26 protein-coding genes are annotated in these 25,683 nt (G+C 42.4%); 16 read left to right on the forward strand and 10 right to left on the reverse strand.

What is annotated here, in order from left to right; translation table 11 throughout:
• Positions 1 to 26: 26 nt before the first annotated feature.
• From ASF92_RS19605 to ASF92_RS21470, 8 genes are all read right to left on the reverse strand, one after another.
• Positions 27 to 998 carry a discoidin domain-containing protein gene (locus ASF92_RS19605; protein ID WP_056097420.1) on the reverse strand — a complete coding sequence of 324 codons (972 nt, stop codon included), beginning with the start codon at positions 996 to 998 and terminating at the stop codon, positions 27 to 29.
• An 11-nt stretch (positions 999 to 1,009) separates the two neighbouring features.
• Positions 1,010 to 2,383, reverse strand: a complete 1,374-nt coding sequence (locus ASF92_RS19610) for a RagB/SusD family nutrient uptake outer membrane protein (protein ID WP_056097422.1) — start codon at positions 2,381 to 2,383, stop codon at positions 1,010 to 1,012.
• Between the two features lie 78 nt (positions 2,384 to 2,461).
• Positions 2,462 to 6,034, reverse strand: coding sequence for a SusC/RagA family TonB-linked outer membrane protein (locus tag ASF92_RS19615; protein ID WP_056097426.1), 3,573 nt, complete (start codon positions 6,032 to 6,034; stop codon positions 2,462 to 2,464).
• A gap of 325 nt (positions 6,035 to 6,359) precedes the next feature.
• Positions 6,360 to 6,953, reverse strand: a complete 594-nt coding sequence (locus tag ASF92_RS19625) for a FecR family protein (RefSeq protein ID WP_056097430.1) — start codon at positions 6,951 to 6,953, stop codon at positions 6,360 to 6,362.
• Between the two features lie 176 nt (positions 6,954 to 7,129).
• Positions 7,130 to 7,543: a hypothetical protein gene (locus tag ASF92_RS19630; protein WP_056097433.1), complete on the reverse strand. Its 414-nt coding sequence runs from the start codon at positions 7,541 to 7,543 to the stop codon at positions 7,130 to 7,132.
• A gap of 82 nt (positions 7,544 to 7,625) precedes the next feature.
• Positions 7,626 to 8,234 (reverse strand): RNA polymerase sigma factor, encoded by a 609-nt coding sequence (locus ASF92_RS19635; RefSeq protein WP_056097435.1) that lies wholly within the window; start codon positions 8,232 to 8,234, stop codon positions 7,626 to 7,628.
• 454 nt (positions 8,235 to 8,688) lie between these two features.
• Positions 8,689 to 9,426 carry a LytTR family DNA-binding domain-containing protein gene (locus ASF92_RS19640; protein WP_231729872.1) on the reverse strand — a complete coding sequence of 246 codons (738 nt, stop codon included), beginning with the start codon at positions 9,424 to 9,426 and terminating at the stop codon, positions 8,689 to 8,691.
• Positions 9,386 to 10,606 (reverse strand): sensor histidine kinase, encoded by a 1,221-nt coding sequence (locus ASF92_RS21470; protein WP_231729873.1) that lies wholly within the window; start codon positions 10,604 to 10,606, stop codon positions 9,386 to 9,388. Before ASF92_RS21470 ends, ASF92_RS19640 begins: the two co-directional genes overlap by 41 nt.
• Before the next feature lie 181 nt (positions 10,607 to 10,787).
• Here ASF92_RS21470 and ASF92_RS19650 point away from each other — a divergent pair, with 181 nt between their 5' ends.
• The 5 genes from ASF92_RS19650 to ASF92_RS19670 all read left to right on the forward strand — a co-directional run bounded on the left by ASF92_RS19650 (position 10,788) and on the right by ASF92_RS19670 (position 14,629).
• The gene (locus tag ASF92_RS19650; protein WP_056097439.1) at positions 10,788 to 11,255 is read left to right on the forward strand and encodes a nuclear transport factor 2 family protein; all 468 of its coding nucleotides are present in this window, start codon (positions 10,788 to 10,790) and stop codon (positions 11,253 to 11,255) included.
• A gap of 448 nt (positions 11,256 to 11,703) precedes the next feature.
• Positions 11,704 to 12,591 carry a hypothetical protein gene (locus tag ASF92_RS19655; protein ID WP_157263996.1) on the forward strand — a complete coding sequence of 296 codons (888 nt, stop codon included), beginning with the start codon at positions 11,704 to 11,706 and terminating at the stop codon, positions 12,589 to 12,591.
• Between the two features lie 25 nt (positions 12,592 to 12,616).
• The gene (locus ASF92_RS19660; protein WP_056097444.1) at positions 12,617 to 13,033 is read left to right on the forward strand and encodes a hypothetical protein; all 417 of its coding nucleotides are present in this window, start codon (positions 12,617 to 12,619) and stop codon (positions 13,031 to 13,033) included.
• 26 nt (positions 13,034 to 13,059) lie between these two features.
• Positions 13,060 to 14,352 carry a S8 family serine peptidase gene (locus ASF92_RS19665; protein WP_056097446.1) on the forward strand — a complete coding sequence of 431 codons (1,293 nt, stop codon included), beginning with the start codon at positions 13,060 to 13,062 and terminating at the stop codon, positions 14,350 to 14,352.
• 46 nt (positions 14,353 to 14,398) lie between these two features.
• A complete protein-coding gene (locus ASF92_RS19670) occupies positions 14,399 to 14,629 on the forward strand; it encodes a hypothetical protein (protein ID WP_056097448.1) in 231 nt (76 codons plus the stop codon).
• Between the two features lie 895 nt (positions 14,630 to 15,524).
• Here the strand turns inward: ASF92_RS19670 and ASF92_RS19675 are convergent.
• On the reverse strand, positions 15,525 to 16,463 hold the full coding sequence (locus ASF92_RS19675; protein ID WP_369817124.1) for a helix-turn-helix domain-containing protein: 939 nt from the start codon (positions 16,461 to 16,463) through the stop codon (positions 15,525 to 15,527).
• A gap of 90 nt (positions 16,464 to 16,553) precedes the next feature.
• On the opposite strand from ASF92_RS19675, the gene ASF92_RS19680 reads away from it, so the two are divergent.
• The 4 genes from ASF92_RS19680 to ASF92_RS19695 all read left to right on the forward strand — a co-directional run bounded on the left by ASF92_RS19680 (position 16,554) and on the right by ASF92_RS19695 (position 19,216).
• Positions 16,554 to 17,444 (forward strand): MBL fold metallo-hydrolase, encoded by an 891-nt coding sequence (locus ASF92_RS19680; protein WP_197413341.1) that lies wholly within the window; start codon positions 16,554 to 16,556, stop codon positions 17,442 to 17,444.
• 131 nt (positions 17,445 to 17,575) lie between these two features.
• Complete coding sequence (locus tag ASF92_RS19685; RefSeq protein WP_056097451.1) at positions 17,576 to 18,304, forward strand: carboxymuconolactone decarboxylase family protein; 729 nt, start codon at positions 17,576 to 17,578, stop codon at positions 18,302 to 18,304.
• Between the two features lie 22 nt (positions 18,305 to 18,326).
• Entirely contained in the window at positions 18,327 to 18,806 is a 480-nt protein-coding gene (locus ASF92_RS19690; RefSeq protein WP_082489643.1) for a cupin domain-containing protein, read from the forward strand.
• 5 nt (positions 18,807 to 18,811) lie between these two features.
• The gene (locus ASF92_RS19695; protein WP_197413342.1) at positions 18,812 to 19,216 is read left to right on the forward strand and encodes a putative quinol monooxygenase; all 405 of its coding nucleotides are present in this window, start codon (positions 18,812 to 18,814) and stop codon (positions 19,214 to 19,216) included.
• Between the two features lie 100 nt (positions 19,217 to 19,316).
• On the opposite strand, the gene ASF92_RS19700 is transcribed toward ASF92_RS19695, so the two are convergent.
• Positions 19,317 to 20,135: an AraC family transcriptional regulator gene (locus ASF92_RS19700; protein ID WP_056097457.1), complete on the reverse strand. Its 819-nt coding sequence runs from the start codon at positions 20,133 to 20,135 to the stop codon at positions 19,317 to 19,319.
• Between the two features lie 120 nt (positions 20,136 to 20,255).
• On the opposite strand from ASF92_RS19700, the gene ASF92_RS19705 reads away from it, so the two are divergent.
• The 7 genes from ASF92_RS19705 to ASF92_RS19735 all read left to right on the forward strand — a co-directional run bounded on the left by ASF92_RS19705 (position 20,256) and on the right by ASF92_RS19735 (position 25,683).
• Complete coding sequence (locus tag ASF92_RS19705) at positions 20,256 to 20,816, forward strand: DapH/DapD/GlmU-related protein (RefSeq protein WP_056097458.1); 561 nt, start codon at positions 20,256 to 20,258, stop codon at positions 20,814 to 20,816.
• A gap of 1 nt (position 20,817) precedes the next feature.
• On the forward strand, positions 20,818 to 21,879 hold the full coding sequence (locus tag ASF92_RS19710) for an alpha/beta hydrolase (RefSeq protein ID WP_056097459.1): 1,062 nt from the start codon (positions 20,818 to 20,820) through the stop codon (positions 21,877 to 21,879).
• Between the two features lie 7 nt (positions 21,880 to 21,886).
• On the forward strand, positions 21,887 to 22,369 hold the full coding sequence (locus tag ASF92_RS19715; protein ID WP_056097460.1) for a cyclophilin-like fold protein: 483 nt from the start codon (positions 21,887 to 21,889) through the stop codon (positions 22,367 to 22,369).
• Positions 22,370 to 22,382: 13 nt separating this feature from the next.
• Positions 22,383 to 22,880 (forward strand): cupin domain-containing protein, encoded by a 498-nt coding sequence (locus ASF92_RS19720; protein WP_056097461.1) that lies wholly within the window; start codon positions 22,383 to 22,385, stop codon positions 22,878 to 22,880.
• Between the two features lie 23 nt (positions 22,881 to 22,903).
• Entirely contained in the window at positions 22,904 to 23,617 is a 714-nt protein-coding gene (locus ASF92_RS19725; protein ID WP_056097462.1) for an SDR family oxidoreductase, read from the forward strand.
• 445 nt (positions 23,618 to 24,062) lie between these two features.
• Positions 24,063 to 24,710, forward strand: coding sequence for an aldehyde dehydrogenase iron-sulfur subunit PaoA (paoA, locus tag ASF92_RS19730; RefSeq protein ID WP_056097463.1), 648 nt, complete (start codon positions 24,063 to 24,065; stop codon positions 24,708 to 24,710).
• 22 nt (positions 24,711 to 24,732) lie between these two features.
• Positions 24,733 to 25,683, forward strand: coding sequence for a xanthine dehydrogenase family protein subunit M (locus tag ASF92_RS19735; RefSeq protein WP_056097464.1), 951 nt, complete (start codon positions 24,733 to 24,735; stop codon positions 25,681 to 25,683).

Consider the following 25,683-nt stretch of genomic DNA (forward strand, 5'->3'; position numbering starts at 1 on the left):
AATATTTAAACTGTAGTCGCTTTCAATTAATTTCTCAGTACAATGCCGCCCACAAAACCGACACTATATGTGCTTCCGCCAGATACATATGGTGCGGCAGTTAGAATAGTAAAGCGCAGATATCTTGCAGAAGTTACTGAGGGTAGATTTATGGTCTGTTTTCGCTCCACATTTTTAATATCTACCGGATAGGTGCCTTTGTCCACCCATGTCGTGCCATTAGAGCTGGTTTCTATCTTTGCAGACGTGGTATTGCCGCCTACCGTAGCATACGCAACAGCTGTAGGAAAGAAATAATCTAAACCCGAAAAGCTCACTTCCCGCCCAAAATCTGCGGTTACCCATTGTGGTAAAGCTGCTGCAACATTGCTAAGCCAATAGGTTCCTAATGTATTGGCATCTACTGCTCTGCCCGCCACATTGGTTCCATTTGTAGAAGAAGCGGTAGCCGTGAGCGTGTATCCTGTATGGTCTACATACAATGCTTCCCCTGTGTTAAATACATAATAAATGATCTTGCGGGTTTTTGGATCCTGTACTTGTCCATCTATAGATGCAATAGCCAATGGAAGCACATAGGTACTGCGTGCTTTCAGCATGGTCTGATAACTCAGGTTTAATATGGCCGGCTCCGAAATTTTAGTTCCGGCGGGGACCGCTACGGTTGGTTTGTAAAACAGATAACTTGTAGTGGGAAGTAAAAGCGCTGAACTCCCGTATTTATTTCTGTAATCGGCGATTTTAGTGGTATCTGTTTCGAAGGTTATGTAATGAATATCAGAAGAGGCATTACCTTGTAAAGTTGCTTTCAGTTCCATGCTCACCAGAGCAATGTTCTTAATATCCAGCGATCTGGCTATCACATCTGTTGCTGCCGGCAAATCGAAATTAACCCGCCCTTCTGCCAGCACTTCCCTGTCTGACTCGTCTTTTTTACAAGCCATAAGCATCAGCAGGACTGTGCATACCGCCAGAAGATTTAATTTATATTTTTTCATCTCTTAAATTTTTATGGATTCTGTATCATGTCCGGGTTAAAAGATATGACCTGGATAGGGATTTGTAAGGTATATTTATTGCTGTGTGGTTCCAATGTGGCAACCACTACATTTTGTGCATTTGTTCTGGTTACCGTTGGCATCCTGTCTTCTGAATCAAATCTCCGCATGTCAAACCAGCGTAAACCGTGGAAAGGTAATTCACGTCTTCTTTCAGCCAGTACTTCGGTTAAAACAGCGTTCTGGTCGGTTGAGGTAAAATCTCTGGTTGTAATGGGCGTACCTGTATAACGGTTCCGGCGCACTTCATTGAGGTGGCTAAGTGCTGAAGATAGATTGTTGGCACGTGCTGCGCCTTCAGCGGCAATTAAACGCATTTCCTGTATACTCGTTCCGGAGTTGGTTAGCTGAAAAGCCGGCGTAACTGCGGCAGCGTAAAATGCTGTAGCTCCTCTTACTGTACTGTTCCAGTTCGTATAATAAACCGTTCTTCTGGCGTCGTTGGCGGCAAAAGTACTTTTAAATTCAGCAGTAATCGGAAGCCCGAATGCTGCAGAAGATCGCCCGTATATCACATCAGGATGCGATACAACGTTCAGTGTTGTCGGGAAAGTAGCAGGACTGGTATAGTCTATCATCACCGCGCGGGTGCCGGCTATCGCAAGTTCGGCATAGCGCTGCGCTTCAGCATATTCTCTCCTGTACAGATAAACCCGAGCCAGCACACTATATGCCCCCGCTTTAGATCCACGGAACCTAGCATTAGAATTATCTGTCGGAAGATTTGGTATCGCCTCATTGATATCATCAATGATGTGTTTGTATATTTCAGCAGTTGTACTTCTTGCCGGGGTTTTCTGACTTACATCATCTGATGTAATGTAAGGTACCGCGAGATCCGTTGCTGCAGTTGCCGCATTGTAAGGTTTAGCATATTCGTTTAAGAGGTAAAAATAGGAGTGTGCACGACCTAATAATGCCTCGGCCTTCAAACTCGCTTTCTGCGAAGCAGTGCCACCCTCAGCTGCATCAATGCCAATTAGTACCGTGTTGAACAGGCTGATACGTTGGTAATGTTCACCCCATAAATAGGTCGGGGAACTTAGATCGGTAGTAAACTGTGGTGCCCAGGTGTAAATTAGCTCTGCAAGCGTGCTCGGTGGGGTATTTACATTCTGCAAATCAATGTTATCATTCATGTAATTCATGATGTTATCGGAGTTCGTTTCGGTTGTGAGCACGGCGTTATTCAACCACAGATCAAAATCATTGGTGGTTTTCAGCAACTGCTTTCCTTTTGGTTCAACATCCAGATATTTATCACAACTGCTGAAAACTACACAACAGAAAAGCAGTTGGGCAGCTATATATTTAAATTTTTTCATCTTTTATATTTTGTTGATGTGATCAGATAATTTTAACTTCTAAGTGATTTGAAAGGATAATGTCTCATCATTTTATTTTTAAAAATTAGTGAACAAGCCCAGTGTGTAAGTAGGGGTTACATAAGACTTGGCATAACTTCCCGTAGCCGGACTAAAATTGTATCGGTTAAATCCAACTGTATACAGATTAGATGCCTGTGCCTTGATTTCAAAATTCTTAAAGCCCGCTTTTTTTATGAAAGAAACGTTGTTTAAGCGGTAAGAAACCGTTACATCACCTAATGTTAGGTAGTCGCCGTGAACGACGTAGTTCTGGTTGTAGCGATAGGCCCAAGATGGGTTTGCGCTGGTTAGATCGATTAAGTTTGGTATATCAGTGTTCAATTCATTGCCGGCGACTCTCCAGTAATTGTTCGCTCCTGACAATGGTCTGTTATCTTCAGGTGTAGGTCGTGGTACCCTGACTTTGAAACCGCCATAATAATTTATCATTGCAAAAAAGTAGAAATTGCCAACATCTACGCGGTTACTTAATCCGGCATTAATGGTTGGGACAGAAGTTCCGGAATAGTTTACCAAGCCGGATTCTTGTTTCGACATTAACTGGGCTATCGGATCAAGTGTGAGGCTGTTGCTAACCACATACTGTTTTCCATTATTATCTAAAATAATCGGATGGCCCTCGTTGTTAAGTCCGATTGTATTGTAAGAAAACATGGCACCTACAGGATAACCATTAACATAGCCCAGTAAATCGAGCACTGAAGGATTGTATTGGCCCGTCCTGGAAACATCGAGCACTTTGCTGTTGTTTTTCGCAATGACAAAACCAGTATTCCAGTTAAAGTTTTCGCTTGTTAGCCAATCTGCTTTCAGGCTCAGTTCCAAACCATTGTTTCTGATGGTGGCAAAATTAATGAGTGCTGAGCTTGCACCAAGCGTCGGATCGATGGTTGAATTACCCATCACATCGGTGGTATTTTTTGTATAATAGTCAATGCTGCCACTGATGTTTTTGAAAATGTTAAAATCCAGTCCCATGTTCAGGTTCTCAGTTTGTTCCCAACGCAAACCGCTGTTCGCGTTTGATACCAGAACAAGAGAAGTTAAAGTTGGGGTGTTCGAAGTATTGTTCCGGGCCTGTGCAATTACCTGTGGAAGCGAAAGTTTGGCGACATTTCCATTAAACCCGAATGCACCACGAAGTTTTAACTGGTGCAGCCAGTTGATATTCTGCAAGAAACTTTCTCTATGAATATTCCATGCAGCACCTAAAGACCATAACGGTTTGTATTTATATCTTGGATCAGTGCCAAAAAGGTTTGATTGATCTATGCGGGCACTTCCGGATAGGGAATAAGTGTCTTTATAGGAGTAAACAACATTAGTAAAAGCCGACAAATACCGGTCGTCATTGTAGCTTTGATTAAAGAAGCTGGTTAGTGCACCGAGCGTATTATTTGTAACTAATGTGCCCCTTACTGCAGCTAAACCGTTAAATATAGATGCATAATCTACGGGTTGTTGCAATAAACTCTGGTCGTTATAACCAAAATACGATGCCAGGTTTCCTTTACTTAGTATACTTCGCTTTTCGCCACCAGCGATGGCATTAATCGAGTGGTTGCCAAATCTCTTGTTGTAATTTAATTGTGTACGCGCGGTATAACCGGTTGAACTGGTATTTTGCTGACGAAGGAAATCGCCATCAGGAATATTTCGTTTAAAGGTTCCGCCGGCTGTTACGGTATAATTGTTTACCCATGTATTCACTTCCGATGAACCCTGTCCTGCCAGATGCCTGATCTCAGAACGGGATGTTTCATAAACACCGCCAAATAGAAGGTTAAAGCCTTTTCCCAGATCGTATGTAAAGTTGGCTATTGTTTTGCTATTTAAGGTGTGCGTTTTATCGCTTATGCGATAAGCATCAATCAATGGATAATAGTTCTGGTTTAATAGCCCCTGCGATAAGATTAGATTATTATAAACCGGTGCATAGCTCTGTGAAATAATTGCGTTAGGGTTTCCGTTTACATCTTCATAGCGTTCATAGGCGGCAAACTGTGATGCTACAGGAATCGGTACGCCGTTAACGCGTCGCTCCTGATATTCGGTCGTGAGCTCCAGGCTAAGTCGTTTTGCGAGTTTCAATGTTGTTCGCCCGGTAAGCAAAAACCGGTTATTGCCATTCAGGATGGCATTGCTCTGGTTATTTGTATAATTAGCCGTGATGTAATAAAGCGCAGCCGGCGTTCCTCCTGAAACATTCAGGGTATTGGTTTGTGTTACTGCTGTTCGTTGAAATAGACGGCTGTAATCATCCAGGTTATCATAGTTGGCAAGTTCTGCAAAAGCACTTTCGGCCTGTGCAGATGAAATAATGCCAGCAGCAAGCTGAGATTGAATATAAAAGGGAATTGAGCGACGTATGTTGCCAACGCCCGGATTAAATAAGGTTGCCCAGGTGGCAGGTGTAATGTTAAGCGTTTGTCTTTCGCGGATGTAATTTGCATTGATGGCCGACGCATTTGGATCCCAGCGATAGCGGCTGTAATTCTCTTCCGGCTTTAGTCCGAGTGTCGTTCTGAAATTGAATTGCGCCGCCCCGGGAGTTGCCTGTTTTCTTTCAATAACAATAACACCATTGGATGCTCTAACACCGTAAACGGTAGCAGAAGCGGCATCTTTAAGAATGGTAACCGATTTGATTTCGTTGGGATCGATCATATCCAGCGTTAACTCTGTTGGATAACCATCAACCACAATTAACGGGCTTTGGTTAGCCGACATGGTAGAGATTCCGCGAATGTTAAATAAGGGTCTGGAGTTCGATCCATTGCTACCAGGTGTTGTGCTGGTGAAGGTTACATCATTGTTAATCATTAATCCGGGAAGCCTGTTGACCAGCCCGTCAAGAAAATCGCTGCTCACGCGCGATTCATATTCTCTGGTGCCGATTTGCGCCACAGCACCTGTACTTTGTTCCGGTTTAATCCGCTGATAGCCAGTGTTTACGGTTACAGCGACCTCTTTGAGTTCGCCAACAGACACGCCCATACGGATAGTGCCAACATTTACAGCGGCTTTGATCTCTTTTGTAGTATACCCAATATAACTGATTACGAGAACAGCACCCTCATCCACATTATGGAATGTGAAATTACCATCAGCTCCAGCTCTAATCAGTTGCTTTTGCCCTTTAATCACAATATTTGCGCCTGCAAGTGGGTTGCCACTTGCAGAATCCACCACTTTACCGGAAACCGTGATCGTGGAAAAACGGGCAATAACGGTTTCAATAAGGCTTTTTGGTTTTGCTTTAAGGGTTACCGTATTGTTGTTGATTTCGTAGGAAATGGGTTGATTTTCGAAAATCTCATCGAGCACTTTCTTGAAATCTGCATCCTTTACTTTTATGTTTACAGCCCTTGCCTTATCAAGTAGTTCTCCGGGAACTACAAAATTAAATCCACTTTGCTTTCTCAGCGTTCTGATAATCTCTTCTAATGAGGTATTGGATTTATTAAGGCTGATCTTTTGAGCATAGCCGGCAGCACTCAGCTGCATAATACCGGCTACTAATATAACGGTAGTTAATCGCATCATCAGCCCTATTTTATGGATATACCGATGTACACCCGGTTTCATTTTTAGTTTGTTTAGCACTTCATTTAGGTTATGACAAAAACTTAGCGGTCCAAATGAAAAACCACAATATTGCTTAATTGAGCCTTATTGCCTAAGTTTGTTTGTCTGGTTAATGCAGGATGCCGCTGTCGTCAAAACTATTGACATCTGCTGTTTGGTTGATAATTTTTTTCCGAAGGCCGGTACATACCATATCCTGAGGCCAATCAGGGTATGGTTATTAACGCCCTCTGTTTTCTGGTTTAGTTTTCCTGTCGTATATTTTTTTTCATGTCTGGGGTTTAAAAGATTAGTTGATTTATTTGATTAATGATTGGTACCACTGCTAGCGGTACACGTATATGGTTCTTTCTTCAATATTAAAATGTACGTTTCCTGTTGCTTCCAATGGGATCAGTGCTTTCGAGATTTTATCAAACCTCGATACCGAACCCCAGAAAGTACCTTCCGGTATTTCACCCTTGTACACCACATCAACATCATACCAGCGGGCAATCATCCTCATGATTTCTTTAATGTTAAGCCGCTCGAAAGTAAAGTTGTTGTTTTTCCAGGCGACTGCAAATTCCGTATCTACGGGACTTAGTTGTATCCCTTTAGGGGAGCTCGAAGCCTGCATGCCAGGTGATAGGATTTTGACTTGATTCTGGTTAGCGATTTGAATGCTGCCCTCCAGTAAAGTCGTTTTGAAAACCTGTTCATCCTCATAAGCGTTTACATTGAAATGGGTTCCCAGTACTTCTACCTGTTGTGTTCCACTTTCGACAATAAAGGGGTGGGCTTTGTCTTTGGCAACTTCAAAATAGGCTTCGCCGGTAAGTTTTACCTTACGTTGGCCATTTACTGTTGCCGAAGCATGGTAAGTTAGACTGGATGCCGCATTAAGCCATACTTTAGTTTGATCGGGCAGGGTGATCATATAAGTTTGACCGATAGCCGTGGTAAGTGTATTAAATAGATTATCAGCACCATTTTTTGATTGAATTTGATATACAACCTGTCCATCTGCCGTTTTTGAAATCGAAATGCCGGATGCCTTGAAAATTTCTCCACTTTCTGCATCATTTAAATTGATTTTCCTGCCGTTGGCCAGAGTTAAGGTTGCACCACTTTACCCGGCTGGATATCATGTGCAGTTAAATGACGATAATCATTAACAATTTCATGTTTAGCTGTAAGAAAGTAGCCTCCGATTATGAGGATCGCTACAGCAGCACCGATGGCAGCCAGTCGTGGCCATAGTTTTATGGATGGTTTCTGAGTGGATAGTGCTGGTTTTTGAAAATACTGATTTTTAATCTTTTTCAGTGGAAGCTCCCATGAGGGATCGTATTCTGGTTCAGCATCTGTAGCATCAAGTTCAGCGGCTAAAAGATTGTTCATTTCAGCATCATTCTGGTTTTCGCCAATATGCCTGAAAAGATCAGCCGTTTCTGAGGCAGACGCTTCACCTTTAGTATACTTTGCAAATAAGAATTCTATTGACGAGGGATCGGTCTGCTTTTTCATATCAATTTGCCCGGATTTTATCCGTGTTTGATAGATAAGTACAATAACTCGACGGACAGGACTACCTGAAAAAATTAATTATTTATAAAGGCCTGTTAATCAGTAAAATAATTATTAGTATAGAAAGGTTGTTATCCTTTTTAGCTAAGAAAGCGCGGATATGCCTTATCGCATGAACCATTTGATTTTTAACGGTATGCTTTGATATATTCAACTGTGCTGCGATCTGTTCGTGGCTTAATCCGTCATTTCTGCTTAAATCCCAGATTAAGCGTCGCTGTGCTGGCAATTGTGCAACAGCCTGGTCAATTGCCTCCCGGCTTTCACGTAAAAGGATAAGTTCCTCTGTTTCATTTCTTGAGGTTTCGGCAAAATCTGTAATGCTTTTCAAAATCCGCTGATCATTAGCCACTTTTTTCAGGTACTTTAAAGCCTGCCGGTTGGCTATGCTGAAAAGGTAAGCTGTAGGGTGTTGGACATCTGCAAAGTTCCGCCTGTTAATCCAGACCTGTACAAAAATTTCCTGAATCAATTCTTCTGCAAGTTCAGGAACTTTTAATAACTTTTCTACATAGGGGAACAGGCGTTTAACGTAATGCCGATAAATAATTTCAAAAGATTTCTCATTTCCTTCGGCTAGTTCTAAGAAAAGTGCCCTTTCATTGATTAATTTTCGAATTATTTTAGCCATTTAAGAGATTGGCGATAAATTTAGCGATGCAAAATTTTATAGCGAGTGTAAAAAGCGTAAAAAATTTGTGTAAGATAGAAATAAATGAGCAAGGGTGACGGATTTTGTTCTGAATAATGAGTTGCTGCTATAAAGTCCAGAGAAAATCCCTGTCAACAAAAAGAACATTTTTCGATGGGTAACAATCCGAAACGCTATTGCTGAAAAAAAATCTCTGAAAGATTTGTTTCTGACAGGAGAAACAATTTATAGAGAAACAAAAAAAAGTTTCTCGTAATTTTGTTTCTCGGTGTACTCGAATTAATTTCTGAGTATGAAAAATAATTTAGGTTAAGGGGCTATATAATTCAACGCTCCCCGAATAGTAATTGCTTATTGGTGAATAACTACCGCTTTACTCAAACTTCGTAGGCCTAACTTCGGTGAAGATTGTAGGGTTCGGATAAAGCTGAAATCAATCCATTTGCTTAGTCAATGCTTCTAAAAACTGCAACCTATAAAGCTTCCCGATGGGTATTGTATTAATTTCTATATTTATCTCATCCTGTGTATACGAATCAATCCTCTTTAACGATACAAGATAAGATCGATGCACTCTGATAAATGATGATGCCGGTAACATGGCCTCAAGAGAACTGATCGCATACTTGGTAATGACCTGGCCTTTCGTTGTGTATATCTTTACATAATCTTTCAGGCTCTCGATATATAGAATATCGTTCAGCATAACCTTTACCATTTTTCGATCGGCGCGAAAATAAAGAAAAGCAGGGTCAGCGGTTTCTGATATATTGACTGCAGCCTGATTTTCAAAGCGGGCATCCTGCCCTGGCAAAGCTTTTATAACTGCTTTGAGGAAACGATCGAAACCTATAGGTTTTACCAGGTAGTCTACAACAGCCAATTCGAAGGCCTGAACCGCATATTGTTCAAATGCCGTTGTGAGCACAAATTTCGGGGGATTATTAAGTGTACCAATAAGCTCCAGGCCGGTGATCTGTGGCATCTGGATGTCCAGGAATATCAGATCGACTTGCTGTTGTTTCAGTGCAGTAACCGCCTGCACGGCATTGCCGCATTCCCCAACAAGATTGAGTATGGGAATCTGAGCGATGTAACGCCGCAATACCTCTCTTGCAGGCGGCTCATCGTCAACGATGAGACAGTTGTATTTCCTGATCGATTGCATCATAAGCAGTGTTTGTCCTGTCTGCCGGCGCCGTTGCCAGCTTAATCCTTAAATTAACGATATACATTTCTTCTAAATTATTTATCACCAGTTCATGTTGTCCGGGGTACAAAAGTTCCAGACGTTTGCGAACATTAGCGATGCCAATTCCCGGGGACAAATTTTTAAGGGTAGACGGCCGCCCATTAATCAGCTTCATCGACAATTCATCATTGTCCACTAAAACAGTTAAACTGATCCAGGGATTTTCCGTAACCTGGCTTGCACCGTGTTTGAATGCATTTTCGATGAATGGCAAGAGCAGTAAGGGAGCGATTAAATGGTTGGTAACAACCTTCGGCATCTGAACCGATATATCTAAACCCTCGTCATAACGCGTCGATTCCAGCGTAAAATAATCCCTTATCATTTTAAGCTCTTTTTCGAGTAGCACAAGCGGCTTGCTGCAGTCGTACAGAATATATCGAAGTAATTGCGACAGGCCCATGATCATTCCCGATGCATTTTCGGATACTTCCTGTGTGAAAGCGTAAATGTTGTTGAGCGTATTGAATAAAAAATGTGGGTGCAACTGCGCTTTTAACATTTGTAGTTCGGCATTCGCTTTTTCTTTTTCCAGCATCAGCGCAGTCTGTTGCCATTCATAGAAGCATTTCATGAGTTTTATAGCCGCCGCTACGCCGCCTACCGTGATACCTCCCCGCAGACCAGCCAGCATAGCTGTTCCAAACTGAATATAAAAAGCAGGATGAGGCTCATTAGCGATAGTCCGCGATAACTTGCCGGCATTACGGTGGCGTAAATAATCTATAATGGTCATCGATAGTCCGGCTGATAATACCGCTGTTAAAAATATTATAATTACTGCGCATCCGGCAGCCAGGACATACCTGCCTGGTAACACCAGCCCTGGGATAACCACATACATTAAAGTATAGGCAAGGAAAAGACTGGGTATCATATAGATCATCGTTTCTGGTAGCGTGATGATCAGCCGGTTCAGAAAAGCCTGGCTCTGGAGAACCGGGGAAGGCGAAAACGAATACAAAAGCAACTGAAATAAGAACCAGAGCAGCCAAAAGGTCAAATGTCTGGAAATGCGCCATCTGGTGTCATTCGAAAAGATAAATGGTAATTGCTGCATAGAACCCGGTCTCATGCTAAGATACAGATTCCACCTCATGGCAAACAAATAAAGCTTACTTATTCGACAAAAGTAATACCGGCAAAGATGAGATCATTTCATCGTCGACGAAAGGATTTCAGCGACAGCAACCGGTCTTATGTTTTCGGTAGGTTAACGTTGGGCTAATTTCCGATTACTGAATGGCCAAAGCGGGTATTTTTGAATAAAAACGAACATCATGAAACCTTTACTCTCCTCTATTTTCCTGATCTTTCTTTCGGCCTGCACGTTTGCACAGATCGATACCACCAGCTACCCGAGAGAGCGACAGGAGATTCGGCAACTACTGCAAAGCCAGGGGCCCGGCACACGTATTGATTGCACAGATATGATCGCAGTAGGTCCAAAAGGCGATATTTCGTTCAGCCACCAGCAATGGATCGAAGCCCAGAGAAAGGAGAAATTAATATTTAAGTCTGTTAAACCCTTGCCGGGTAATGAGTTCATCCGTATTTATGGTGGCACGATCGCAGTGGTTAACATCCTGATCAATGTGAACATCGTTGTAGATGGCCGCGATCTGAATATTAAGGTTCGTCGCCTGGAAGTATACCACAAAATTTCCGGTAACTGGTGCCGCGTGGCGGGCCAGGGCACACAGGTAGACGAAACTTTATTCCCGATCGACACAAAGAGTAAGCTTTAATTATATCGCCTTAAGTCACCCTTACATCTTTTGAGCACGCTGCTGATCAGCATTTGCTGTAAAAAAGATAAGACGTAATAAGATCCTGACAAAACCTGATCGCCTGCGGATTTTAGGATGAGTAAGTACGGCAATGCAGGTCATGTCCCAAGGTGGCCCCTTCCATCTTAGTAGTTCAAACATCACAGCAAGACTCGAGAAGCAAATAAAATACTAAAATCAATCCCGATTTTAGACCAATATTCCAGACTTTTCTTCTTTATATTTTACTGGATTTAACTGTTGAATTTGGACATGATGCCACGACCTTGTTACGTTGCTGTATGAGTTTTAAGTCGTTGTATATTAATGGTTTGTATTAAGATAAATACCAAAATTTAGGTATTGTAGTTCTAGTTTTTTACCCAGAAATTTAATTACCAAACAAGTCACCATTAATCTCTCAAATATGTATCTAAAACACGCTTTCGGTCTTTGGGCTCATCTTAGCCATTCGTCGGTACGCATGACATTTTTCATTTTAGGAATATTGTTAATGTCTAATAGACCGGTTGCCGGCCAATCGGTCGGAAAAACCTATGTATTTAGCGCTGGCGACATCATAAAACGTTTCGACCCCTTCACCAAACAGGTTGTCATGGATGTTGAATCCGGTATGCAGGTTGTATACAGGGCCTCGCGTGGACAATATTTTACCATCACCTCGAGCGAAGCTGATGGCTATACCATTCAATTCTGGAGGTTTTCCGAAGATGGAAAGACACAGAAGAACACTCCAGGAGTTACCGCTTCAGGGATTTCCCCACAAGTAAAAGGGGTCTACATCGGCAAAGCGCAGAATGGACAAACCTTCTTTATTAGCAAAGTACAGTTTGACGAGGTCGTAACCGACAATTTTAGAAAACCGTCGGGTTGGGCAAAACTGGAAGGCATTGTGTTGCCCGTGAAACTACGCTTCAAGAACCATCAGCCAGGGTCAGCATTTGATTTTGGTCAAAGCATCGGCATTGGCCCTGCGGTCTCTTTTACCAGAAACCACGGCGGCCCCTTCGGCGAAAATTCGTTCACAGCGAGTTTTGGCGCCAATGTCACCAATGTTGACGTGGATGAGAATACCATGGCCGGTGGACACATTACCTCAAAAACCACCGTGCTGGGTTTTAGCCCCTTCATTGGCCTTACCCTTGAACATGCCGGGATCAATTTCTCGGTAATGGGCGGAATGGATATTCTTACTGGTAAGACCGGAGAAAATTGGGCCTATCGCAAGAGTCCATGGTTTGGAATAGGGATTGGTCTGTCCCTTTTGTCCGCAACATCAAAAACGAATAAGTAATCCAATTCACTTAAATTTTAAAATCATGTCAAGAAACATCATTAAAATTTTGCCTGGGTCCGTTACGGCCTCAAGCAATGGAAACACGGATGATCCCTATATGGCAAAACTTGTCAAATTGGTTCCCGCTGAAATCATCAGTATTTATCTGGCGGTGTTCACCGTTCTCAAAGGATTGAACGGAAATCCCGAAGGGAATAACACCTTGCAGTGGATCGTCTTTGTACTGATGTTGATTATTACACCATTCTATTTAAGAAAAGTCGCAAAGATAGAATCCTGGCGCCAGATCAGTGTCTCTACATTTTCGTTTATATTCTGGGTGTTCTCCATGGGCGGTCCCTTGGAGGGACAGCTTATCCTTGGTTATACTGCGCAGACCCTTGGGGCAGTTTTTCTGCCAATTTATACGCTGGTCGCCCCATGGATTTATGACGCCTAACTTAATAACTCTAAAGGCTTAACAATATGATTCAAACAGGAGAAATACGAGCAGCGGACGAAAGACCGCTGTATACTGGAAGACAATTGGTAATGGTCGAGCCAGGTTCTAAAAGAATATCCATTGCCGCCACGGCAAAAAAGGCTTCCATAAACTTAGCATCCTTCAACGATTACGGCGCGGAGGATGCCGATTTCACAATGGCATTCGAGGATGCTGACGGCATCGTCTTTGAACAACTGGGCATTATGGTCGTCAACGAGGAGAAGCAGGAGAACGTTTCCTCCATGCTTGGGACGGCCACTTTTAGCGAGTCTAACTACGCCGAACCCGAGCGTTATGTATATGCCTTAAATTCAACAAGTTCAGAATTTATGCGCGGTTATAAGGCCGCAGTAGACAACCTCTATGGTCAAACCGGATTCTCCGATATCATGACCAATAACGCCCTTTTCGCCGATGACGCGACCTCTTCTTGGGGCATACAGGCAACCGATGCCCTTCATTCTAAATATACCGGAAAGGGCATCAAGCTGGCAATACTCGACACCGGATTTAATTCCAGGCATGCGGATTTCGCGGGAAGAACGATCGTGTCAAATTCTTTCATCAGCGGTGAAGACGTCATGGACGGAAATGGTCACGGCACCCATTGTGCTGGCATCAGTGCAGGGCACATCAATAGCTTGAATGGATTTCGCTATGGCGTCGCCAGTGAAGCAAACCTATTCATCGCAAAAGTATTGTCTAATAGCGGCGCAGGAACAGACAGCGCAATCTTGGCGGGGATCGAATGGGCCATGATGAACAAATGTAAAGTGATATCGATGTCGCTCGGTGCCCCGGTTGTTCCAGGACAACCTTATTCAAAGGTTTACAATGACATTGCAGTCAGAGCGAATGCGGCAGGCACCTTGATCATAGCCGCTGCGGGTAACGAATGCAGGAGAGACCTCAACCGCATCAACCCCGTGACTCATCCCGCGAACTGTCTGGCAATCATGGCCGTCGGAGCACTTGACAGCAAGCTCAACAGCGCGAACTTCTCTTGCGGTGGACTCAATCCAGATGGTGGCAAAGTGGATATCGCCGGACCTGGTGTGGACATCTACAGCAGTTGGAAGGCTACCGAACACCACAAAGTTATCAGCGGAACCAGCATGGCAGCTCCATTTGTCGCTGGCTTTGCCGCCCTTTATTTTGAGGCTTTCCCGAATGCGAGTGCGGCTGAAATATGGATGTACCTGGTGCAGCGGTCCAAGCCTCTGAATCTGAACAGCTCGGACGTGGGCGCCGGATTAGTCCAGGGACCGGCATAGGATTTGTCAATATAAATAATTAAATTTGATCTTACAGTTGACAAATATGAAAAGCGGACAAATAAATTTTATTGCATCCGTGAAGGATAGCAATATCGATAAGATAGACCTTATCGCTAGGAAACTAAGTGACATGGGCTGCAGGGTTGAGCGCGTGATGTCTTTTTCAGGCGTGATCACCGGAAGTACCGTCAGCAATTCCAAGCTTTCCCTCGACGACCTCAAGATTGAGGGCATCAAAAACATCGAGATGGATAGGGATGTGCGAGCGTTTTAAATCAGAATAATCCGCGTAAATCCCATGTTTTTAATAGATCATGGTAATTTACGTTTTGGACACAAAGGGAGCACAAGTGACAACAATCACCCTGTGCCGTTAATGTGGCCTAGTCAAAGCCTAGACATTCCCTGGCACCCAAACTAATCATTTCGCTACCCGTGCTTCCTAAAAAGCGGCAACAAACTGATAAATTAGATAAGCCTTAAATATCTTCGATATACTGTCAATTACAATCGCTTGTACGGGAATATCAGTTTCATTTGTCCCTGCCAAAGCTTTCGGCAGGAATCGCTTTTGCGGATCGGATTGATAAATTCGAACAGATATCCAGCAGTGCCATGAAACTTGAGTCGTTAATTAAAGAAACCTTCTTTTATCTAAACCTATGCTGCAGTTTAAACCTAGGTACGACTGGACAATACAATTAGATTGATATTACTAGGGTATAGTAACCAACGTACGATTTGTTGCACCTGAGCAAAGAGAATGAACGCTGTGATAGCAAAAAATTATCCCCAAATACCACCGTTAAAGTGGTGGTAAACGATGTATTCCATTTTTATGTAAACGCTGGACGCAAATAATCTAGCTTTGACTAGAGCAGAATACAGAAATATAAGTGATACATGAACAGCAGTAGTTTCTTTTAATTATCGTTTTGGTAAGGTGCTAAAGGGTCAAAATACCACGGTGCAAATGTAGAAAGTGAACAAAAAAGAGTCAAAAATTGATAAGTCTAAAAAGTCAGGTTTATCATTATTTCCTCATTATTTTATAATAAGCAAGGTTTAAGTATTGGGGTATGTCCTGTTTATAGCCTTTCAAAGAGTTTTACCTTTAAGTTTACGTCATTAATTGAGCTAAACTAGCTCATTTGTCGAAGCTATAAGCCTTACCCTCGGATCCGGTATTGCTGGGGGGTTCGCCCGACTTTTTTTTTAAATAGCCTGGTCAGGTGTTGCGGGTATTTAAAGCCAAGTTCATATGCAATTTCGCTTATAGAACGACTATCCTGAAAAAAGCGTTCCTTTGCTAAGTCAATCAATTTATCTTGAATATATCCCTGGGCTGAAATACCGGTTTCTCTTTTAATCAGGTCACCGAAATATCCCGGCGAAAGGTGAAGTTCATTTGCAAAATGAGCCACCGTTGGTAAACCTAAAGTAGCCGCCTTAGAATCAAAATAATCATTGATAGCTTCTTCAAACCGTGTTAAAATATCTTTGTTCACCTCATTTCTAGTCGTGAACTGCCTGTCATAAAAGCGCTCGCAATAGTTTAGCAGCATTTCAAGGTTACTGATAACCAGTTTTTTACTGTGCTTATCAATGGGATGTCCCAATTCATAAATAATTTTTTTAAAACAGTCGAGAAGAATCCTTTTTTCCCTTTCTGAAACATGCAAGGCCTCCTTGGACCCATACGAGAAAAAGTGATATTCCCTTATTGCCCTGGCCATAGCGGTACCCCTAATAAAATCGGGGTGGAATGCAAGCGCCCACCCATTTGGACGGATTATCGCATCAGGTTCATCGAAACCCGCCATCTGATTTGGGGCTATGAAGATCAGAGATTCGTTCTGGTAGTCATAGTGGCTACGACCATACATCATGTCAGCACATTTCTCCTCTTTAAAAAAAACAATATATAAATCAGAAAGAAATCTAAAAGGCGTAATCTCGCAGGATTTGGACTGGTCTAATACGGTGATTAGCGGATGGAGGGTTTCCTGTCCACGTTGCTGATTAAACTGGGTAACGCTTTGAAGTCTTTTGATCTTTTCCACTTTCGATGCTTTATTTATCAAATCTACAATATCGCCGCCAATCATTATACATACCTGTAATCTTGGTAGGTAAAACAGCTATCTGTATAAGTACTAACGCAATTAGATTTAGGATATTTGAATTAAATATACAACATGAATATAAAATCAATTACCCTTTTTCTTGTAACTCTAACCTGTCTTTCGATATCCGCGATGGCACAGGCAGCAAGAGATACCAGTAGATATCAGGCAAAGGCAGCTGCAACGCAGTCCTTTGGCGCAAACGCTTTTGAAAAATCATCCGCAACAACTCTTCGCTGGCTTGGAATGGCAGGATGGATGGTCAATAGCCGGGGAACAACTTTAATGGTTGATCCCGTATTGGAAGGTTTTGATATGAAGGTAATGATCGATTATCCGATCCTGTCCAGACAGGTTCCCAGACTTGATGCGATATTAATTACCCATTCAGATAACGATCATTTTAGTATTCCAACAACAACCAGTTTAGCTAAAGTGACTAATGCATACTATTCTACGCTTTATGTGGATTCATTGATGAAAAATCTCAGCTTTCCCTCAAGGGGATTTGATATTGGAGAAAAGTTCAATATAGGGAATATAGCAATACACCTGACTCCCGCTGATCATGCATATCAAAATGCATATCCTAGAGCGGGGCAGCGACATTTCAAGAATGAGGATGCATGTGGATTTTGGATTGAAACACCCGATGGAAGTATATGGGCCACGGGGGATTCAAGGCTAATGAAAGAACATTTGACTATGAAAACTCCTGATGCCATTATTTTTGATTTCTCAGACAGCGAATGGCATTTCACATTAGAGGGGGCGGTTAAGTTGGCAAATGCATACCCCAATACGCCATTGCTTTTGTCGCACTGGGGCTCGGTGGATGCGCCCGGCTTTTCCCCGTTCAACGGAGATCCAGAGAAGCTTAAAAAATTGGTCATCAATCCGGAACGCATCCAGGTGCTTGCTCCGGGACAGCCCTATGTACTTAAATCTTTGAAGAAAGAATAGATCCTTAATACCAAAGGAAATCATCGTTGTCTGGATAAAAAAGAAATGTCTTTTTTGGTAAAAGTACATGAATGGCTTTTCCTTTTAAACTTACGACTTATGGAAAAACGTGAGAAATTTAATTCTGGAATATGAAAAAATCAACCTTATTAATTGGTATTTTACTTTTAACACTCTTAACAACTTCGAAGAACTTGAAAGCTCAACAAATCACCTATAAAGTATTAAATCCGCACCAGGTAAGCTTGGCCAGTATTTCAGCACTTACCGCCGTTGGGGATATAGATAATTTAACCACCGAAATCAACATTGGGCTTGATGTAGGTTTGACGATCAATGAGGTCAAAGAATCTATGGTACAGCTATATGCCTACTGCGGCTTTCCAAGAAGCCTCAATGCTATCGCAAGCTTGAGAGAAGTGTTGGAGCAACGTCGAAAAAAAGGCATTGTGGACGTCATGGGTAAAGACGATAACCCTGTGACCGACACTTCCGGAAGATATGAAATTGGCAGGAAGGTTCTTGAACAGCTAACCCAAACACCACAAGCCAAGCCGGCACCTGGATTTGGTGAGTTTGCGCCCAGAATAGATGCATTTTTAAATGAGCATCTTTTTGCAGATATTTTTGCAAGTCAGGTACTCAGCTTCCGCCAACGCGAGTTTGTTACCATCTCGGCTTTAGCGGCCATGAAAGGTACCGGGGGGCAGTTGCTATCCCATCTTTCAATGGGTATAAATGTGGGAGTTACAGAAGCACAGCTGAATGAGCTATTTTCGCTAATTGGTGAAAAAATAAGTCGACAGCAGGCGCAGCATGCTAAAGATGTTTTTGCAAAATTGAAAGCTATGAAAAAATAGTCTATGTTCTAAAAATAATGAAATGAAGAAGATAAATTTATTCATCACCAGTGCCCGGTTATCAGTCACGTTGGTCCTGTTAATGGTCTTAGCTGAGCAGGGGAATGCCCAGAATGCCACAGAATCAACGGGTCTAGCAGGATACAGAACGCTGGACACTATTAATTATGTCGGCAAGGGATACATGAAGCCATTGGCCGCCAGGAAAAATTACGCTGTAGTCAGCTTTGTTTTTGAGGCAGGAGCCAGGAACAACTGGCATCTTCATCCCGGCGCTGAACAGCTTTTATATGTATTGGAAGGCGAAGGATATTACCAGCAGGAAGGAAAGCCGAAGCAGATTATAAAAAAGGGTGACCTTATTATTGTACCACCGGATACCAAACACTGGAACGGTGCTAGTCCAAAAGGCAGGTTTTTGCACCTGTCACTTTCCGATCATTCCAATCAGGGCCATGTGAAGTGGTTTGCAAAAGCAAGTGAGCAGGAATATCAAAACTAAAAATTATGATGAAAACATTTAACTATTTCTTAGCCCTTTTGGGCTTCTTACTGTTAGTCATTTCGCTCAGCGCCATGATTAATAAAACTAAAATTATTACGCCTCAAAAGGTACGTCTTTCCAAATTAGTAATTGACTCTGCTCAGTTATCTTCTTACAAGGTCTTGCTGAAAGAGGAAATTGAGGCTTCCATGGGTAAAGAGCCTGGTGTTCTAACACTGTATGCGGTATTCGAAAAGGGTCAGCCCACACACCTGACGATTTTGGAAATTTATGCAAGCGAAGATGCATACGCATTACATGTAAAAACTCCGCATTTCCTGAAATACAAAAACGGCACTTTAAAAATGGTGAAAAAGCTGGAGCTGATTGATACGGAGCCCTTAATCCCAGGACTTAAAATTAAATAGCGTGAGTGCATAAATACGCATTAGCTATTGCCCTAATAAGCGATTCAGCATTGTATTTAAATCCGTAATGAAAGGTTCGCTTCTACTTAAAATTTGTGTTTTATCGAATCCGCTCCCGATATTCTTTAGGCGTTACACCAAGTAATTTTTTCACATAGCGGGTAAAGAAAGAACGGCTCGAAAAGTACATTTCATCAGCTATTTCAGAAATGTTAAGGTGCTTGTTTTGCAATAATATAATTATCCGCTCCTTGGCGTTACGCTGTATCCATTCTGAGGCGGTAATTCGGGTATTGGCCTTGCAAATATAATTGAGGTATTTGGGCGTGATATTGAGCTTATCACTATAAAACCTTACCTCACGCTCTCTCATGCAATGTTCCTGTACCAACTGTACGAACTGCTCGTACAAGGTGCCACTTTGTAAACTTCTTTTTTTTCTGTCGAGCTCGTCTTCAAAAATGTGCCACATCTCCAAAAGAAAGAGTTGCATTTGGAGTTTAAGTGCTTCCTCAAAAAATCGATGGTTTGTTTCCTGCGACATATCGTGAAGCAACTGAAAATTTTTCAGGATCTTCTTCTTGTCTTTTTCATCCGGATGCAAAATCGGATATTCCTTGGAATGTATTATGCTGTCTATGCTCGCCGTGGCACTTGGCAAACTCGCGGTAAGCAGATCGCTATCGACAAACAAAATCGTGGCCTTGAAATTTTTTGAGAATGACAGGTCAGAAACATTGAGGCCGGCCAGCCAGAAGATAAACTCGCCCTTTTTACCTTGATATTGCCGGCCATTAAAGACAAATTTTACGCTCCCAAGCTGACAATAAATATGTGTATGGAACCGGATATTAAAATCCTCTGGGAATTCGCTTCCCGATACTGCTTTGCAAAGCATAACTTTTTGATTTGTTGCCATATTAGGTAAAAATATAACAATTAGTTAATAATAGGTAATATTTGACATTACTTGCGAAATAAATGTAACAGAACACCTCTCAGATCCATTTATCTTTGTTTAAGTAAAAAATTTAGGGCAATGAGCATTAAGAACATTTTCAAGAGGTTACGCAATGGGGAAACCATTTTACCGAACGATGCCGAAGCATACAGAATGCGGGAAGAATCGTTTGCAACCAAGAAACTTTTGGTGCAGATGAACAGCACCCCAGATCCCGATGAAATAAGAAAATATTTAAGCCAAATAACAGGTTCGGAAATTGATGAAAGTGTTGTTGTTTTTACGCCCTTGCATATCAATTACGGGAAGCATACCAAGATAGGCAAAAATGTATTTATCAATTTCGATTGTGTTTTTCTGGATCTTGGCGGAATTACCATTGAGGACAATGTGTTCATCGCTCCGAAAGTAAGTCTGCTATCAGAAGGACATCCAATATCAGTTGAAGAACGGCATTCATTGGTTCCAAAAGCCATTCACATCAAAAAGAATGTATGGATTGGTGCTGGAGCAACAGTACTCCCGGGTGTAACCATCGGAGAAAACGCCGTTGTTGCCGCGGGAGCAGTTGTTTCCAAAGATGTTGCTCCAGATACAATTGTCGGGGGAGTTCCGGCAAAATTCATCAAAAACATTTAACATGAAAAAATTACTTTTTATTGCGCTGACGGCGATCTTTTCTTCTGGTGCTGCAGCCGCACAATCTACATCAAACTCACTACAGATGAGAGAAATATCAGGACAGAACTATACCACGTTCAAGGTGAGTGACAAGGTAACTATGTATGCGGTTACGTTCAGGAACCAATATAAGATGGGAGTTGCGGGGCATCTTTTTATCCCCAATAATATGGACAGAAAAACAAAAAACCCTGCAATTATTGTCGGTCACCCGATGGGGGCGGTGAAGGAACAAAGCGCCGATGTTTATGCTTCGAATATGGCAGACAGAGGTTTTATCACCCTGGCAATCGACCTTTCTTTCTGGGGGGAAAGTGAGGGCGGACCTCGTAACGCAGTCTTGCCTGATGTATACGCTGAAGATTTCAGTGCGGCCGTCGACTTTTTGGGAACACGACTATTTGTTGACAGGAATAATATCGGGGTTATCGGCGTTTGTGGAAGTGGAAGCTTTGTGATCAGTGCTGCGAAGATAGATCCGAGGATGAAAGCTGTTGCAACGGTGAGTATGTATGATATGGGATCGGCCAACCGTGATGCGCTGAACCATTCACAAACCTTAGAGCAGAGAAAGCAGGTCATTGCTGAAGCAGCGGAACAGCGATATGCAGAATTTACAGGTGGGGAAACTAAATACACTGGCGGAACGGTACTAAAACTCGAGGCGAACCCCCACCCAATCCAGCGTGAGTTTTTTGATTTTTACAGAACCCCCCGTGGGGAATATACTCCAAAAGGAGCATCTAAAGAAACCACAACAAAACCAACCTTAAGCAGTAATACGAAATTCATGAATTTTTATCCTTTCAATGATATCGAAACCATTTCTCCACGTCCACTGCTTTTCATTACCGGAGACCAGGCGCATTCAAAAGAATTTAGCGAAGATGCCTATAAAATAGCAGCAATGCCCAAAGAGTTGGTTTATGTGAAAGGGGCAGGCCATGTAGACCTTTATGATAAAACCGACCTGATCCCATTTGATAAACTGGAAACATTCTTTAAAACCCACTTAAAATAGAACCAGGATGAAAAACGTACTAACAAGCCTGATCCTGTCTGCCTCCCTGTCGTTAGGAATGGCAAGCTGCGACAAAGGTAACGAGCCTATCTCAATCCAGGAGAATGGCGATTCTAATGTAACTACTACCAACCCATCTACCAGCAAAATGAAAATTACAATAGGAAGCGATTTATTTACGGTAACGCTTTATGACAATCCAAGTGCGACGGCTTTTAGGGCAAGGTTGCCGCTCACCATCAATATGACGGAACTGAACGGCAACGAAAAATATTACGATCTGCCAAACAGTTTGCCTGCCAATGCATCGGTTGGTGGAAATATCAAAGTGGGCGACTTAACGCTTTACGGGAGCAATACCCTCGTTTTATTTTATAAAGGCTTCAACACGTCATACAGCTATACAAAACTAGGCTATGTTGACAATCCCAGCGGACTTGCCACGGCGTTGGGCAACGGAAATGTTGTCGTAAAATTTGAGAACAACTAGAACATCATACGATATGAAAATCAAGATAAAGATAGCTTCGATACTAATCATAGGCGCTTTTGCAACATCTTGCAGTAGCCCAAAAAACGACAATGAAATGAAAGCAGAGAGAAATGAATTAATTGAAATTTTCCCGAAAGGACAAAAAGGACCAAGCGAAAATTTCACGGGAAATGCTTATCATGTAGGTCTGGTAGATCCGGATAGCACTTTTACCACATCGGTAGGGAATGTATATTTCGAGCCAGGTGCGAGAAGCAATTGGCACAGTCATCCAGCCGGTCAGATTTTAATCATCACTGACGGTGTTGGCTATCATCAAATCGAAGGACAGCCTATTGAAATCCTTAAAAAAGGAAGTGTGGTAAAATGTCCGCCAAATGTTCGTCACTGGCATGGAGCAAGTGAAAATGTAGGTTTACAGCAATTGTACATCGTTCCCAATACGGAGAAAGGCATTGTCAATTGGCAGGAAGCGGTGGGGGATGAAGTGTATAAAAATTCCAGATAGATCTCAAAATAAATAAAATTTTTATGGAAAATAATATCAAGGACAAAATAGTAATCATTACAGGGGCCAGCAGTGGATTGGGGGAAGCAGCAGCGAAGCATTTGGCCTCACTTGGCGCAGTTGTTGTACTTGGCGCAAGAAGAGCCGACAAAATTGCAAAGCTGGCAAAAGATATTCAGGATGTGGGTGGACAAGCACTTGCCGTTACTGCGGATGTAACCAATCTTGAGCAGGTAAAAAACCTGGTTGATAGTGCTGTTGATCAATTTGGACGTATAGATGTGATACTCAACAATGCTGGAATAATGCCTCTTTCGCCAATGGACAGGGTTAATGTTGAGGAGTGGAACACGATGATAGATGTGAACATCAAAGGCGTACTCAATGGCATTGCCGCAGTTCTACCTTATATGAAAGCGCAAAAGTCCGGGCAGATTATCAATACTTCTTCTGTGGCTGGACATAAGGTATTCCACGGTTCTGCAGTTTATTCTGCTACAAAATATGCTGTTCGTGCATTAACGGAAGGTTTACGAATGGAGATAAAACCATATAACATCCGTACTACGATTGTGTGTCCGGGCGCCGCTAAGACAGAATTGCTGGAACACATCTCTGAGGTAGATATTCAGCAGGCCAACAAGGATTATGTGGGAGGTGTGGGAATCAGTCCGGACAGCTTTGCCCGAGTGGTTGCCTTTGCAATCGGCCAGCCGGAGGATGTAGATGTTAATTAAATCATCTTCCGTCCAACAGTGCAGGAACTTTAACCGGCATTCTAAATATATGTGGCATATGGATATTAACCGGAACCATATTGGAATAAAAATTATAACAATGGCAAACATGGAAAAGTGAAGAATTGAATTATTTTCCCTGTAGGCGAAAAAATGATATAAGGTTTATAATATGTAAGCTTATATTCTTTAACGGCGGTTTCAGTGTCGTTTAGTCAAATATTTATAAATGCTTAAAGTTATATTTAGTCACTTATAGCTTTGGTTTTATTGCAGCTAATTCGTATGGCTCATTAACTCTATATCTACTACAGATGAGTGGCATCCTAGAAAAGGCTTGGCCGACTTTATAAAGAAATTATGATCTATTGATCGTATTTAAATTGACAAAAAGCTAACTTTAAGAACATGCAATAATCAGTGCTAACTTATCTGATAAAAATTTATGGAAAACGATAATCGTTTAAAGCTGTCCCGTAGGGAAATGATAATTGGCACAACGGCAGCGATTTCGGCCATAGCTGCTACCAAATTAACAAGCATAGAGGCTGGCGAATCAAATAAAATTGCTTTAGCAGATGTTTCGTTTGTTGTAAATGGAAAAAAGCAGCACTTAGCACTTGATACCAGAACAACGTTACTTGATGCCCTCAGGGAACATCTTAAATTAAACGGTACAAAAAAGGGATGTGACCACGGACAATGCGGAGCCTGTACTGTAATGGTAAATGGCCGCAGAATCAATTCATGTCTTTCTCTTGCACTTCAGCATGAAGACGATAATATTGTGACTATTGAGGGCCTTGGCTCGCCGGATAAACTGCACGCGATGCAAGCGGCATTTATAAAGCATGATGCTTATCAATGCGGGTATTGTACTCCAGGGCAAATCTGTTCCGCAGTGGCTGTCATAAATGAGATAAATTCCGGGATACCGAGCCATGTCAGTACAAATTTGAACCAATCTCCTATATTAAACAACGATGAAATCGGGGAAAGAATGAGCGGTAATATTTGCCGTTGTGGCGCTTACTCAAATATTGTAGAGGCCATTACAGAAGTCGCGTCAAAAGCAGTTAAAAAAGCCAGATAAATAGTCCATATCAGAAGAAAATATGAAGTCATTTACCTATCAGCGTGTCACTACCGCATTGGATGCTGCAAAGGCCGCCGACAAAACTCCAGGTTCAAAATTTATTGCCGGAGGAACCAATCTTCTGGACTTGATGAAATTGCAGATTGAAAAACCTGCCCACCTCATCGATATCAGCAAAACTGGCTTAAATAAGATTGAACTTAACACAGATGGAGGGCTTCGCATAGGAGCAATGGTAAATAATACCGATCTTGCTTCACACAATGTGGTTCGTCGAGACTATGGCTTACTGGCAAGAGCACTGCTTTCAGGTGCATCTGGTCAGCTTCGTAACAAAGCTACAACAAGCGGCAATTTGCTGCAGCGTACCAGATGCCCATATTTCTATGATACCAATCAGCTTTGCAACAAAAGGGTGCCTGGTAGTGGTTGTGCTGCCATCGCGGGGTTCAGCAGGCAACTGGCTATAATCGGTAGTAGCGACCATTGCATCGCCACCCACCCCAGTGATATGGCGGTAGCTATGAGGGCCCTCGATGCTACGGTCGAAACTGTAAATGTAAGAGGTGAACATAGAAAAATCCCGATAGCCGATTTGTACCTTCTTCCGGGATCCACGCCTCATCTGGAAAACACACTCCAACCAGGCGAAATCATTACTTCAGTCCTTCTTCCACCACCCATCGGTGGTAAACAGATATACCAGAAAATAAGAGACAGAGCATCTTACGCATTTGCAACCATTTCAGTTGGCGCAATTATCTATCCCGACGGATCGGGGAAACTGGCACTTGGCGGGGTGGCTGCCAAACCCTGGCGTATTGAGCAAGCAGAGGCGCTTTTGCCCAAAGGTTCTAAACTAGTTACAGAACGTTTATTGGCGGGAGCAAGACCAACCGGAGAGAACCAATATAAAATTATGCTGGTCGAGCGCACCATAGAATCCGTTATTCAGCAAGCTAAAAGGTAA

The organism is Pedobacter sp. Leaf176 (genome assembly GCF_001424305.1).
Classification (GTDB): domain Bacteria; phylum Bacteroidota; class Bacteroidia; order Sphingobacteriales; family Sphingobacteriaceae; genus Pedobacter.

Coding starts and splice junctions, on each gene's coding strand:
- ASF92_RS19605 (WP_056097420.1), bottom strand. CDS start 998: ATGAAAAAATATAAATTAAATCTTCTGGCGGTATGCACAGTCCTGCTG.
- ASF92_RS19610 (WP_056097422.1), bottom strand. CDS start 2,383: ATGAAAAAATTTAAATATATAGCTGCCCAACTGCTTTTCTGTTGTGTA.
- ASF92_RS19615 (WP_056097426.1), bottom strand. CDS start 6,034: ATGAAACCGGGTGTACATCGGTATATCCATAAAATAGGGCTGATGATG.
- ASF92_RS19625 (WP_056097430.1), bottom strand. CDS start 6,953: ATGATCACCCTGCCCGATCAAACTAAAGTATGGCTTAATGCGGCATCC.
- ASF92_RS19630 (WP_056097433.1), bottom strand. CDS start 7,543: ATGAAAAAGCAGACCGATCCCTCGTCAATAGAATTCTTATTTGCAAAG.
- ASF92_RS19635 (WP_056097435.1), bottom strand. CDS start 8,234: ATGGCTAAAATAATTCGAAAATTAATCAATGAAAGGGCACTTTTCTTA.
- ASF92_RS19640 (WP_231729872.1), bottom strand. CDS start 9,426: ATGATGCAATCGATCAGGAAATACAACTGTCTCATCGTTGACGATGAG.
- ASF92_RS21470 (WP_231729873.1), bottom strand. CDS start 10,606: ATGAGGTGGAATCTGTATCTTAGCATGAGACCGGGTTCTATGCAGCAA.
- ASF92_RS19650 (WP_056097439.1), top strand. CDS start 10,788: ATGAAACCTTTACTCTCCTCTATTTTCCTGATCTTTCTTTCGGCCTGC.
- ASF92_RS19655 (WP_157263996.1), top strand. CDS start 11,704: ATGTATCTAAAACACGCTTTCGGTCTTTGGGCTCATCTTAGCCATTCG.
- ASF92_RS19660 (WP_056097444.1), top strand. CDS start 12,617: ATGTCAAGAAACATCATTAAAATTTTGCCTGGGTCCGTTACGGCCTCA.
- ASF92_RS19665 (WP_056097446.1), top strand. CDS start 13,060: ATGATTCAAACAGGAGAAATACGAGCAGCGGACGAAAGACCGCTGTAT.
- ASF92_RS19670 (WP_056097448.1), top strand. CDS start 14,399: ATGAAAAGCGGACAAATAAATTTTATTGCATCCGTGAAGGATAGCAAT.
- ASF92_RS19675 (WP_369817124.1), bottom strand. CDS start 16,463: ATGATTGGCGGCGATATTGTAGATTTGATAAATAAAGCATCGAAAGTG.
- ASF92_RS19680 (WP_197413341.1), top strand. CDS start 16,554: ATGAATATAAAATCAATTACCCTTTTTCTTGTAACTCTAACCTGTCTT.
- ASF92_RS19685 (WP_056097451.1), top strand. CDS start 17,576: ATGAAAAAATCAACCTTATTAATTGGTATTTTACTTTTAACACTCTTA.
- ASF92_RS19690 (WP_082489643.1), top strand. CDS start 18,327: ATGAAGAAGATAAATTTATTCATCACCAGTGCCCGGTTATCAGTCACG.
- ASF92_RS19695 (WP_197413342.1), top strand. CDS start 18,812: ATGATGAAAACATTTAACTATTTCTTAGCCCTTTTGGGCTTCTTACTG.
- ASF92_RS19700 (WP_056097457.1), bottom strand. CDS start 20,135: ATGGCAACAAATCAAAAAGTTATGCTTTGCAAAGCAGTATCGGGAAGC.
- ASF92_RS19705 (WP_056097458.1), top strand. CDS start 20,256: ATGAGCATTAAGAACATTTTCAAGAGGTTACGCAATGGGGAAACCATT.
- ASF92_RS19710 (WP_056097459.1), top strand. CDS start 20,818: ATGAAAAAATTACTTTTTATTGCGCTGACGGCGATCTTTTCTTCTGGT.
- ASF92_RS19715 (WP_056097460.1), top strand. CDS start 21,887: ATGAAAAACGTACTAACAAGCCTGATCCTGTCTGCCTCCCTGTCGTTA.
- ASF92_RS19720 (WP_056097461.1), top strand. CDS start 22,383: ATGAAAATCAAGATAAAGATAGCTTCGATACTAATCATAGGCGCTTTT.
- ASF92_RS19725 (WP_056097462.1), top strand. CDS start 22,904: ATGGAAAATAATATCAAGGACAAAATAGTAATCATTACAGGGGCCAGC.
- paoA (WP_056097463.1), top strand. CDS start 24,063: ATGGAAAACGATAATCGTTTAAAGCTGTCCCGTAGGGAAATGATAATT.
- ASF92_RS19735 (WP_056097464.1), top strand. CDS start 24,733: ATGAAGTCATTTACCTATCAGCGTGTCACTACCGCATTGGATGCTGCA.